Here is a 13018-nt window from a genome sequence, read left to right as displayed (position 1 = left end):
CGTATAGATTGTGTATGGCGATGGAGGGGGAGAGGGGGAGAGGGGGAGAGGGGGAGAGGATTTGACGATTTTTTATTGTCATCAAAATATACAATTTAAGTGCACAACAGCTTATCTGGGATTCGGCCTGGGCCTTGCTAATAAAAAACGGCTAACACCCCACGGGTGAGAACAACATCAGCTTCCTGCATAGTCAGGATTGGGTGTTTTAATTGCATCAAGCGGGTAATCGTCGTTCTGATTGTAGGCATTGTTTAGTTGATGCCTTGACAACCACAACCAGGCTTCGCGTTCTGCTAATTGTTCCGGGAGAACTGTAACAATGAGTTTTATATTTGGTTCAAGCTTATAAGGTTCATCTAGCTGAATAGATTGCCCATCAAAATGTGCTGACAAAGAAATAAGCTTCATGGCTGGGATATCTTGAAGGCGAGTGCTTTTACTAAGTTTATCATATTTTGATACTCTAGGGACACAGGCTTTGACCCGTTTTTCTACCATTAATTTGCTGCATTCCTCAGAAAAACGATCGCCCATCCTCGAACCAAAAGGAGGCAGAGCCTCGCCTATCTGCATTACCAGGCTCTTCCTGGTAACGAGCAACTTTGTTTGACTTTCTGGCGGTTTCAACCGCCGGATGGTAAAGGGGGTATGTTACTGTTTGCAAGCTTTAAGGTTATTGGTGAGGGCAGCCCCTACAGGTTATTGATATTGGTGCAATATCTCTGATACAATTCACATGAAATTGCAGCAATGTCAATAAGCAGTGAGAGAGGGCGGGTTTATTCAACCGGCGCAGCAACCCAAAAAGCCCTTAGCTCGCCCCGCAAGCATTGCGATATTATTATAATTTATTGTTGATGAACTGACCGCAAAAATAAATGCAGAAACACCATGAAATCAACAGACACAAAAACTCGCTTTCTCCTCATCTGCCTCGCATTTAGCGCCTCAGCAATTTGGGAAACGGGAATTTTCACGCCATCCCAAACAGCCACAGCCCAAATTACCCCCGCCGCTGACGGTACCAATACTCAAATCTCTCCAAATGGCAACCAATTTGACATCAACGGCGGCAAACAATCCGGCGACGGTGCAAATCTTTTTCACAGTTTCCAACAATTTGGTTTAACTCAAGGGCAAACTGCTAACTTTATATCAAATCCCAATATTCGCAATATTTTAGGGCGCGTTGTCGGCGGCGATGCTTCGATAATTAACGGATTAATTCAAATAACAGGTGGCAATTCTAACTTATTTTTAATTAATCCGGCGGGGATTATTTTTGGTGCAAATAGCAGCTTGAATATTCCCGGTTCTTTTACCGCTACCACCGCTACAGGTATCGGTTTTGGTAATAGCTGGTTTGGCGCTGCTGGGAATAATAATTATATTCAATTAGTCGGAAATCCGAATACTTTTGCTTTTACAAATGCACAACCGGGAGGTATTGTCAATTTTGGCAATTTGGCGGTGGGAGAAGGGCAAAATTTAAGTTTGTTGGGCGGCACGGTTTTGAGCGCGGGACAACTTTCTGCGCCGGGAGGAAATATTATTGTGGCGGCGGTTCCGGGTGAGAGTTTGGTCAGAATTAGCCAGCCGGGAAATCTGTTGAGTTTGGAGATTCAGCCGCAGTCTGTAGCGGGAAGTTTGCCTCAAAATTGGGTGTTGCCAGTTGCATCTTTGCCGCAGTTGTTGGCGGGCGGCGGGGGAAGTGCAACGGGGGTTACAGTTAACGCTCAAGGGCAAGTAGAATTAACTGGTGGTTTGCAGGTAGAGAATGGGGATGTTGTTGCTAAAGAAGTAACTGCCCAGAATGCAACTCTGTCAGCTAATCGCAATTTGACATTAGTTGAAAGTCTGTTGCGTACAACTGGCGATTTGAGTTTGCTGGCTGACGATACGGTGCGGGTGCGCGACAGTGTAGCAAATCCGTTTGTGGCGAATGCTGGCGGTAATCTGTATATTCGGGGCGATCGAAGTATCGATATTTTGGCGCTGAATCATCTTTCGGAAACGCCTTTTGTCAGCGGTGGAAATTTGACTTTGGCGAGTGATGGCATTATATCTACAGATTCTCACTTTAGAAGTGGCAGTAATATGTCAATTCTCGATTTGTCGGGTCAACCTGCTAATTTTACAAGTTTGTACGATCCAATTATGGGAGCAATTGGTGATTGTATATTTCAAGGATATACGGGGGCTTCCCTCAAGGTAGATACGACTTCGGGAACGGGAAATATTATTTTTAATGGAGATATCATAATTACGAATCCCGATGCAAATATTACTGGCGGTGCGCCCGGTACTGATGAATTTATTCTGCGTACTTCTAGAGCGGTAATTTTGCGATCTGGTGGCGACATTCAAGTAGTAGGAAAAATTGATACTTATGTCAGTCAGCCCATTATCGTAGGTCCTGTAATTCTACAAGCTACAAGAGACATTCAAACAGAAGGGATTAGAACAAATGGGTTTAATAATAATGGTGGTGATATATCTTTGACTGCTGGAGGCAACATTTCTACAGGAGAACTTACTACTCTAGTTCCTACGAGGATTGGCAATGGCGGTAATATTAGTGTTAATGCAGGTGGCAGCTTTACTATTAAAGGCAATATAGCTACTTTTTCAGCAGTCAACAATAGTGGTAACATTACCCTCAAAGCAAAAAACGATATTACTTTAGACTGTCCTTCCCCTAGTTTTTGCATAGAGAGTTTTGCAGGAGGAGTTCCTAATATAGTACCTACTGGCAGTAGTGGTAATGTTACAATCATCAGCGAACAGGGAGCTATTATTTTTCCTCCAAGCGGCGTACATATAACCACTGGAAATAGCGCTTTGTCCAGCATTCCTGGTTCTGTAACGTTACAGGCAAATGGTAACATTAACGTAGGTTATATAGGTGCAGAGAGTCTAGATGAATCTACAGCAAATGGTGCAAATATTAATATTACAAGCGTAAATGGCAATATCCAGCTTGGCGACCTCAATAATTCTTCAGACAAGGGTAATGGTGGCAGGATTACTCTGTCTACCAGTGGAAATATTATAACAGGTAATGTATTAAACTACGGTAGATTGCAAGGTGGGAGGGTTAATTTTACTAGCACGAATGGCAGCATCACTACTGGAAAATTAAATGCAACTAGCTCTCAGGATTCCGGAAACGATACTATTTTTAACCCAGAAAATGGCGGCGCAATTACTTTGAGTGCCGATCGCAATATTACGACTGGCAATCTCAATGTAACGGCAAATCAAGACGGCGGCCCGATCGCCCTTACGAGCACTGCCGGTGCCATAAATACCGGAACGATCGACACCACGGGCGATCGCGCGGCTGGAAATATTACCATTCAAGCCAGCACCGGCATCACAACACCGACAACAGGAACCGCGATGGCGGGTACTTCTAGTAACGGCAACGGCAGCAACGTTACTTTATCTACTGCCAGCGGTGACATTAATATAGGCGGCGTGTCAGTATCGGGAATACAGGGTGGAAATCTTAACTTTACTAATAGCAATGGAAATATCACTACAGGTCAGCTATTGACAAGTTATGACGGTTCATTTCCCGGACTTAAAACTAATACAGGTGGCAATGTAAATCTAAATGCTGGAGGAAATATTACTACCAGCGACATCCGGGCGATCGGCAATCTAGACGGCGGTTCAATTACTTTCAAAAGCGGCGGGGCGATCGACACTACTGCCGGAATTATAAATGCGATCGGCGGCAACAGTGGCGGCAGTATTTCCCTCGAAGCTAGCAGCAATATCACTACTGCCGGAATTGGAGCTTTATTATTAAGCGGCTTCAACGCCAACAGCGGCAATCTCCGCATTCAAAGCGGCGCTAATATCAACACAACTGCCGGCCCAATTATTACTGCTGCCGGCAGTGGCCGGGGCGGAGATGTTAGCATAGATGCTAAAGGTTCTGTTGCGACATCTAGTATTAATTCCCTCACTTTCGCTCCCGGTATTTCTATTACTGGCGGCAAGATTGATGTCAAAGCAAATGATTCGATTACTGTTAGCGGCAATATCGAAACTAACCGCAACAACATCACATTTAGCGCTCCCGTCACGTTAGCTAACGATTTATCTGTTAAAATTTCCGGTACGGGCGATATTAATTTTAATTCAACTGTTGACGGGCTTTACAATCTTACTGTCAATCCCGATGCGGGAATCGTGCAGTTTGGCGGGGAAGTTGGCAGATTCAATCCCCTCAACAGCATCGACATTCAAGATGACATTACCGAAAATCCCGGCAAAATTAACATTGTTACAACCAATAACATCACCGCCCAAGATATTACCTCCCCCGCCGGAATTTCTTTGTTTAGCGAAAACGGAGCGATCGCCACAGGAAAGCTTGATGCGACTTCCCCCAGCAATGGCGGAAATATTGCTTTGAGTGCGGGTACAAATATTGCTGCGGGCAATATCAATACCTCGTCGGCAGGCAACGGCGGCAGTATTTTGCTCGACGCTGCAGGAAGTATTGCTGTTGGTAATATTGACTCTTCGGCGAAGCGGAATGCAGGCAATGTCACGGCTTACAACCGCAGCAGTTCGGGCGATATTACGGTGAATCAAATTACTGCTCAAAGTCAGGACAGTATCGGCGGCAATGTCGAAATTCAGATGGGAAGATTTTTTCGATCGCTCAATTCGTTCACCGACAGAAACGGCATTGATGCCAGCATTTCTACTGCGGGAAATCCGGGAGATAGCGGCGGCGGTACGATAATTATCCGCCACGGAGGAGCGGGATTGACACCGTTTGTTGTCGGCAATTCTGCCACAAATGGCACTGCCGGTGCAATTACTAGGGGAAATTCCGATCCGATCCAAACAATTTTGACCGATAACTCCTATCTTTATACTCACAAACAGGATGGCGATCGCATTCAAATTATCTCCGTGCCGCCAACTGTTTCTGCATCACCCGCAGCTACTCCAACGCCTGCTGCGACACCGGCAGTTACTCCAACGCCCGCGCCTGTAGCAAGTGCGACTCCCGCGCCGGCGGCTGCAACAACTCCCGCTGCTACTCCCGCGCCGGCACCTGTCACGAGTGCGACTCCATTACCCGCGCCGACAGCTACTCCAGCGCCTGCGCCTGCAACACTCGCGGGAAGGCCGATCGCACTTGTCCCCAACCCATCCACCGCGCCTTCTCCAACACCCGACAGTTCGATCGCGCCTTCGCCAACACCCGAAAGTTCGATCGCGCCTTCTCCAACACCCGAAAGTTCGATCGCGCCTTCGCCAACACCCGATGAGATAACTAATTCTCCCTTCAACTTCCAAATACCTGCATTGCCAGAAGATTTCTTCTCACCCACACTGCCGCCCCGCACCCGCCCCACGCAGCGCTCAACGCCCACAACACCCAATGCTGCAGCCCGCATACCTTCTGCGCCGACTATTCCGCCTGCTTCCCAAATCGACGTTTCTAGCGCCCCCCAACAGCCGATCGCCGCTCAACCTTCGATCGCGCCAAATCCCGCGCCGTTGGGGGCGGGCACGGGGGCACCGCCCCTACAAACCGCCCCTGTAGCTCAAATTCAGCCGACACCTGCAAGTGCGATCGCGCCGCAACCCGCAAGTGCTGCGCCGCAACCCGCAGTCAGCTCAAATCCGCAACAAGATTTAGCTTTTTTAATCGGAGATTTATTGGGTGCTGAAACTTCTGTCAATCAAAATCCGGAAACCGGAAATACCAGAATTGGCTTTCAACTTAACAATAATCAACAAATATCGATCGACATACCGCCAGTTGAAACACCCAATCTTACCTTTGTTCCAGCATCAGAAAACCCTCCCGAAAAACCCCCGCAGCTTGGCGCTTCTTCCGCCGAAGCACCAGACGGATACATCGTCTTAACTCCCCCTCCCGCCGCCGCACCTGCTCCGGAACAACCTGCTGCTGAAAATCCTCCTGATTGGTTGGCAAATATTCCCCAAATCTCTGCGCCAATAGAATCACCTCCGGTTAATCCAACTCCAGCGCCCGCACCAATTCCCGCGCCAACTCCAGCGCCAACTCCAGCACCAACTCCAGCACCAACTCCCGCACCAACTCCCGCACCAACTCCCGCGCCAACTCCGACACCGGAAATTCCCAATATTCCCAATATTCCCAATTTAATTCCTTTACAAATCAGCAGGGCGAGCGTCGAACAAACTCTCGACCAAAATAATGCTGATGAAGCTGTTTCTGAGATCGATCGACTCTTTGAACAAGACTACGAGAATTATTATGGGGAAAATCTCACGGATAAAAAAGTCAACGTTGAATATCTGAGAGAAACTCTGAAAAAGATTAAGGAAGAAACCGGGAAAAAAGCTGTAATTGTTTATGCGATCGTTCGGCTGAAAGAAGTATCGCTAGTTTTAGTGGTTCCCGACGGCCCTGCTATTCTCAAAAGAGCGCCTGTTAATAGTAAAAAACTGCTAAAAACTGTGAAAGTTTTTCAGGAATATTTGGCAAACACCAATGATTCTAAAAATTTGAGTTATTTGCCAAGCGCTAAGGAACTTCACCAATGGTTGATTGCGCCAATTTCTGCAAAATTAGAAGAATTAAATATTGACACGCTGATTTTTTCGTTTGATGCAGGTTTGCGGCAATTTCCGTTAGCTGCTTTGCACGACGGCAACCAATTTTTAATAGAAAAATACAGTCTCGGCTCAATTCCTAGCGTTAGTTTGACTGAGACAAATTATCGAAGTTTGCGGAACTCCCAAGTTTTAGCAATGGGCGCTTCTGAGTTTCCCAATAAAGTTCCTTTGCCTGCGGTGCCGATCGAATTATCTGCGATCGCCGGCACGAGAACCGCAACCCAAAACCAAGCAGCATTTCCTTTGTGGCAAGGCCGCTCTTTTCTCAATACAGGATTCACTCTAGAAAATCTCAGGAAACAGCGAGAACAGCAGATTTTTGAAATCGTACACTTAGCTACTCACGCAAGTTTTCCGCAGATAAACGGACGAAAAGAAGCTGAAATTGACCTCTGGAATCGCTCTTTGAGTCTGAATGAATTTAGGCAGGCGAAGTGGTACGATCGCACGCAAGTAGAGTTGTTGGTGCTGAGTGCTTGCGAAACTGCGATCGGCGATGATACTGCTGAAATGGGATTTGCTGGATTGGCTGTCCGCAGCGGTGTAAAATCAGCTTTGGCGAGTTTGTGGAAAGTTAGAGATGTTGCGACTTTGGCGCTGATGACCGAGTTTTATGCTAATTTGCGATCGGCTCCGATTAAAGCTGAAGCCCTGAGACAAGCTCAACTGGCGATGATTCGCAAACAGGTTGTATTTAAAGATGGTAAGTTGGTGGGAACTCAAAGGGCGATCGATCTTACCAAAGTCGAACAAATAGCAAATTCAGATTTATCTCACCCGCATTTTTGGGCGGGATTTACAATGGTTGGCAGTCCTTGGTAATAAACTGGCGCGCATCTAATTTTAACAATAAAATTGGTTCGCCCCAGAAGCGTACTTTCGCTCGAACTTGTAACGAGTAGTTCTACAAATCATTTAGGATTGCTATAGCCTTTCTGTGCTCTGGTATGAGGTACTATCCGGGAATAGGGAATAGGGCATAGGGCATAGGGAATAGGGTATGGGGCATAGGGCATAGGGTATGGGGAATAGGGAATAGGGCATAGGGAATAGGGCTATCCTCACTTTTGTGAGAACCGCTATATATAGAACAATACGGTTCACTTAACATATTTATGCCCCGGAGATCCCCCTCGCATCCCCACCCCCCCCTGCCCCCCCCCAGGGGGGCAGAAGGGGAGTAGGGGTTGACTTTGAGGGCATTCTGATCCCCCCCTTTTTAAGGGGGGTTAGGGGGGATCGTCTTAAGTGAACCGTATTAAGTTATAAACTGTTCTTTGCCAAATACTGTAATGGAGCAAAACCTGTGGGCAATTTTACTAAAATATTCAAGTCCAAAGATAAATCATCAATGCAGTTGCGTGTAGAGGAATCCGTCGCGGCGGTAGCACTTGTCGCAGCGGAGGCAAATTACCCTGATGTGAGTGCCGATATCTTGATAAGCAGAATTTGGGATTCAGAAATATTTGCTGAATACTCGGAAGATGATATGTCAGCAACTCTTCAAAAACTCGCGGATATTCTTACCAAAGACGGTTTAGGAGGATTATTTAATACGGCTTGTGAATCGCTCCCAGATGAGTTGGTGTTAGATACTTTTACGATTACCGCAGCAATGTTTGTTGCAGATGGCGAAGTGTCTCAGAAGCATCGGGCTTTTCTCAAGGAATTTCAAGAAGTATTAGGTGTAGGCGATAAGGAAGCTAAGGCAATTATTGAGGATGTAATTGCTGGATACTCGGAACTAAAACTCGAAGATTACGATGTCGAGACAGATGAGGCGCTGTATTTTTCTGCTCTAGGCAATTTTGTGGTTTCGATTCCTGTTGAGAGGCAACGAGGCGGTAAAATTGAGGATGACAAAAGCTTTGTTGCTTTTTCGGACGATTTTGGTGTTTTGCTGAAAATTGATTATTTCCCGATTTCTGGTGATGTGAAAAAATTAATAGAATCAGCGGGGGAATGGGCTTATCTTACTTTGTTTCTTAACAAGTTTATTGATGACACGGTTCTGGCTAAATTTCCTAATTCTCAGTTACTCTACAGTGAATATTTAGAAGAGGAAAATGCTTATTTTGTAGTGACCGATTTGCCTGGGAGTGCTAATGTCAGCGTACCGCAAAACGACGGTAAACTTACTTTGATGGATGCTTACCGGGGATTTATGGCTTTGGTAGTTGACGATTTTTGCTACACGGTGAGTTGTCAGCGAATTTATGAGAAGCAGGAGGAATTGGGTTCTATTGAGTCGGAGGTTGAGGATCTTATGAATAAGATTTTTGATTTTATTCAGACGATCCAATTCTCTGGGGAGGAATAAACACTGCTTTTAGCTTCTGCGATCCAATCTTATAGTTGTCAATTGAGGGGACAGGATATTAAAGCAGTTAACAGCGCTACGATACGGTGACGATTATTTTAGCGGGGTGCTAGATATTATATCAAATCCTCTCTTCATAGGAATAGTAAATTCACTGTTGACTGTTAACTGTTGACTGTTGACTGTTAACCATTAACATCATGTATGAGTGCAGCCGGAATTGATATTAGAGGTTTTTGGAATAAAATAGTACGATCGAGAACAGGCTTTTTAGTCGGTTCTCGATCGCACTTCCAGAGTCAGTCAACCCCAGTCGGAAGACAGCAGCAATTCGCCGCCATTTTCGATTAATTAGTAGTCTGAGCTTCCTGCAATCGCTGCTTGAGTTCTTCCAGAGCGCTCGCCCAGCGCGGATCTGGCTGCACCGAGCCAGAATCGGCGCTCGACACTGTGGTTGTTGATTGATTGCGGCGGGATTTGTTGTTGTCACTCCGGCGGCGATTGCTTTTGCTAGAACCGCCTCCACCTTGAGTTGGGGGAGCCGAACGCTGCTGTTGCTGCGGCGCGGGCACCGGCACCGATGTTGATGCGGATGCCAACTGCGGCGAAGCAGGCGACGTTGACTGCTGCTGATCTTCTTCGCCTTTCTCAGATTTACCCTTAGTTCGGGGCAGTGCCTTCTCTATTTTTAGCGGGTTTTCTTTGAACATCAAGCCGTTGTATTTCTCAATAACTTGGTCGGCTTGTTCGTCGGTTAGCACCGTCACAAAACCAAATCCTCTGCATTTACCTGTTTTGCGATCTGTAATTACCTTTGTGGTAACAGATTCGCCCTCGGGTGCAAAAACTTCTTGCAATTCTTGGCGATCGAGTTCTTTGGGTAGGTTGCCAACATAAAGACGAATAGACATGAAAAATTCCTCCAGAATAGGATTCTAATTAATTTGCTCGAACAGAATTACCTGCGGCCAACTGAATATTGACTTCAGGGAAAGACCGCATAACGGCATAATTTGTGCATTCCTCCCACCAACCTTGACAGATTCTCCCACCTTTTTGAAAAAAAAGGTGATTTACTCTGATAAAGCCGGAACTTAACCGCCTACGCAGAGAGCCTTGAAATCTCAGGTTGTTGTGTAAACTTTTAGTCATCACTCAAATGTTGAGGCTATTGGCTATTCTGTATTTCTTGCTTGCGGTTTTGATTCAGAATGTTTGCAGCCAGAGCCGTGTAGAAATTTATGTCCAAGGATGTCAATTCAAGCGATCGGAATGCCAGTATTCAGTTTAATACAGTGATGGATAAAATCGCTAACATTTTTTGGGCCATTAATCTTACCTCGATCCTCATTTCGCTCCTCATGCTGAGAACTGCTCGCTTGCCCGGTCTCCTTCAAATTGGGCCCGGCAGCGTCCGACCATTCTTTAAAGGTATCACAGCCAGGGTAACAGAGCTAGTTATTTAGGAAGATTTCACGCTGAATTTAATCAAAACGACTTTTGAATCACTTTTTTGAATTCATCGCGCACGGCGAAATTGGCGATCGAAAAAAACAGCCGACAAGCGGCTGGCTGAACTTGCTGTGTTGGGAGGTTGACAATTTTTACGCAATGCTTTACAGATTTTAGTCAACTAAGTTATTGCGCTATTTGCTTCAATCCAATTTGTATAAATAAATGTAACAGGATGTCTGCAAAAAAGCAACTTTTCTTTACGAAGGAAGAAGGAAGTTCGGCAACGGATTATGTAACGGATGTAACGGATGTAACGGATGTAACGGATGTGAGTCCGTCGGAAGAGGGAAGTTCGGCAACGAGCAATGTACGGGATGTAACGGATGTAACGGATGTGAGTCCGTCGGAAGAGGGAAGAGGGAAGAGGGAAGAGCTTAGGGTGAAAAGAGGGAAGAGGGAAGAGGGAAGAGCATTATATATCTTGCAAAAGTTAAATTCACCCCCCTTAGTCCCCCCTCCTGCGGGGGGAAACAAGAATAATCTTGCCCCCTACCCGCGAGTTCGGGGAGGGTTGGGGTGGGTGAACTGTATTTTTGCAAGAGTTCTATTGGTTTGTAGTGCAAACTGAAGTCCGTACTATAGCGGTTCTCACAAAAGTGAGGCGCGGTTTGGCCTATCCCGGATAGTACCTCATACCAGAGCACAGAAAGGCTATACGAACCTTTTGTGCAATCTCAAATGCCAAATTCCCTCATCTTCCGCCCTGGATAATAATGTATGCGCCCCAAAAAGCAGCAGCAAAAGCCAAAATCGCAGACCAAATCGGATGTCCGCTGTCACTGACTCGGCCGCCTTGAGTGCGGAGGGTTTCGAGGTCGATCGCCACATTAGCACCCCGGCGCAGCCAACCAGTCGCCACAACTGGTTTTCCGATCGCATCGCTGGGGCGAGTAGGCTGCGGCCACAAAGAACCACAGGGCCCAAACCTCGAAACATAGTGCAACCTCACCAAACCAGTCGCCGTTTGCAAAATCAAATCCTGTCCCAGCCAATTTTCTATACCAGTCCTACCCAAAAGCTGCCCGGAAAGCTGCACTGGTTGAGCATCAACGGGCAGAACATCGGGATTTGACAAAAGTTCCGGTAAACTGGGCGAAGCGGTTTCTCTGGGCGTAATGTCGGGGAAAAAATAATTGATCCGCATCAAAGTACCGATGCTAAATCCGATCGGCAAACAGCCCCAAAAGATCGATCGATCGCCCAAAAGCCAATCCAGCCGCCAAATACTCGTCTGCGAAAAAATCCAGCCAATCAGCCAAAGCAGCGCCACCAGGCCCAAACTCATGGGAATTCCAAAAAACGGCGCGCCCTGTAAAAATAGTTTTGAGTCTTTAAATTCGAGTATTGATTTAAACAGAGATAATTTTCGTTTCTTCGGTGATTCCAGCGACAGACTCGCCAAATCTAACTCTGTCTCGATTTTCCAGAATTGCGCGTAAAGTTCCAATAGCTTCAAACGCTCTCCCAGCAAAGGATGGGTGCTGTTAACGGTCAGCCAAGCGCGATCGGGATTGGTGAGATCCCACAGCAAAATCTGTGACAGCGGCGCGCGCAAGGCTGCAGAACCAATGGTTGCAGCTTGTCCGACTCCCAGGGGTAACAACAAATCAAAACCTTCAAGAAAAAAGCTAGTTTGTTTTTGCTGTTCGACATCTTCAGCAATGCCGATCGCAATTTTAGCCAGAGCCCGCGTCAAACCGTTAGGATTCCCCGTAATTTCGGCCGCAGTTCGATCGCTAAAATATACCCGGCGGCGCGACAGCCACAACATCGGCCAGCGCAACAACTTATAAATCCCGTAACTAATAGCAGAAATTGCAGCGGCCAAATTTCTCACAGCAAAACGCAAAAACTCGATCGTCATTAAATCGCACAACCTCTCACTCCAGTATGCCGCTTGCCAATAAATCAAATAAGGAATCTGAATCACCAGCAACGCCAGCGACATCGGCGCAAAATCCCAGTGAGAAATGTGGCTTAATTCCCGCGCAAAAATAGTCGCAATTTCATCATCAGTCAACTTTTCCAACAGCCCTTTACTCACAGCAATCCGAGCAAAACGGGGCAAACAGCCGTAACTGAAAGCCACAGGAACATTCAGCGGCAAGAGTTTCAGTACAGGGGTTGGCATATTTTGCTTGGTACAAAAACTGCGGAGTACCCGACTAGCTTCTTTGCTGTGCTTGGATAAAACTGAGCCGCGCAGGGTTTCGATGCCGCAAAATAGTTTTAGCAGCGCGTCTGTCAGCCAGGGAGATGAGGCTAAAAGCAATCCAAAAACTATCTGCACAAAGGGAGTTGGATCGCGGTAAAAAATTTGGATCGGCGCGAAAATTGGCAGTCTTGTAAATATGTAAAACTGAAGCAATAGAAAATTAGCGTTTGTCAGCAGCAATTGCAGGACAAATCGGGCGAGGAAAAATAGGGCGATCGTACTTACAGCAGCCCCAATCCAAAAATTCAGCAATTTTAGCGGTTTCAGCGGCTGCGGGTTTTTTGTGCGCCCTGCTTCGCGCCAAGTCAGTTGGTAAGTCTCTG

At 46.4% G+C, this 13018-nt stretch carries 8 protein-coding genes; 5 read left to right on the top strand and 3 right to left on the bottom strand.

Features of this window, described 5'->3' with window-relative positions; translation table 11 throughout:
• Nucleotides 1-177: 177 nt before the first annotated feature.
• The gene (locus WBA89_RS30305; RefSeq protein ID WP_424411379.1) at nucleotides 178-576 is read right to left on the bottom strand and encodes a hypothetical protein; all 399 of its coding nucleotides are present in this window, start codon (nucleotides 574-576) and stop codon (nucleotides 178-180) included.
• A gap of 318 nt (nucleotides 577-894) precedes the next feature.
• Here WBA89_RS30305 and WBA89_RS30300 point away from each other — a divergent pair, with 318 nt between their 5' ends.
• The 3 genes from WBA89_RS30300 (at nucleotide 895) to WBA89_RS30290 (ending at nucleotide 9316) form a co-directional block, all read left to right on the top strand.
• Nucleotides 895-7467: a CHAT domain-containing protein gene (locus WBA89_RS30300; RefSeq protein WP_424411378.1), complete on the top strand. Its 6573-nt coding sequence runs from the start codon at nucleotides 895-897 to the stop codon at nucleotides 7465-7467.
• Nucleotides 7468-7996: 529 nt separating this feature from the next.
• On the top strand, nucleotides 7997-8965 hold the full coding sequence (locus WBA89_RS30295; RefSeq protein WP_424411377.1) for a tellurite resistance TerB family protein: 969 nt from the start codon (nucleotides 7997-7999) through the stop codon (nucleotides 8963-8965).
• Between the two features lie 204 nt (nucleotides 8966-9169).
• Nucleotides 9170-9316 (top strand): hypothetical protein, encoded by a 147-nt coding sequence (locus WBA89_RS30290; RefSeq protein WP_194012649.1) that lies wholly within the window; start codon nucleotides 9170-9172, stop codon nucleotides 9314-9316.
• On the opposite strand, the gene WBA89_RS30285 is transcribed toward WBA89_RS30290, so the two are convergent.
• Nucleotides 9313-9876 (bottom strand): RNA recognition motif domain-containing protein, encoded by a 564-nt coding sequence (locus WBA89_RS30285; RefSeq protein WP_424411376.1) that lies wholly within the window; start codon nucleotides 9874-9876, stop codon nucleotides 9313-9315. The two genes, WBA89_RS30290 and WBA89_RS30285, sit on opposite strands and share 4 nt — an antisense overlap.
• A gap of 589 nt (nucleotides 9877-10465) precedes the next feature.
• Here WBA89_RS30285 and WBA89_RS30280 point away from each other — a divergent pair.
• Nucleotides 10466-10594: a hypothetical protein gene (locus WBA89_RS30280; RefSeq protein WP_424411375.1), complete on the top strand. Its 129-nt coding sequence runs from the start codon at nucleotides 10466-10468 to the stop codon at nucleotides 10592-10594.
• A 58-nt stretch (nucleotides 10595-10652) separates the two neighbouring features.
• Nucleotides 10653-11048, top strand: a complete 396-nt coding sequence (locus WBA89_RS30275) for a hypothetical protein (RefSeq protein WP_424411374.1) — start codon at nucleotides 10653-10655, stop codon at nucleotides 11046-11048.
• Nucleotides 11049-11171: 123 nt separating this feature from the next.
• Here WBA89_RS30275 and WBA89_RS30270 read toward each other — a convergent pair.
• Nucleotides 11172-13018: M48 family metallopeptidase (locus WBA89_RS30270; RefSeq protein WP_424411373.1), on the bottom strand; the 1847-nt coding region annotated here is incomplete at its 5' end.

Source organism: Microcoleus sp. (genome assembly GCF_049646505.1).
Classification (GTDB): domain Bacteria; phylum Cyanobacteriota; class Cyanobacteriia; order Cyanobacteriales; family Microcoleaceae; genus Microcoleus.
Note: the sequence above shows the minus strand (reverse complement) of the source record. Positions and strands in the feature narration are given on the sequence as shown.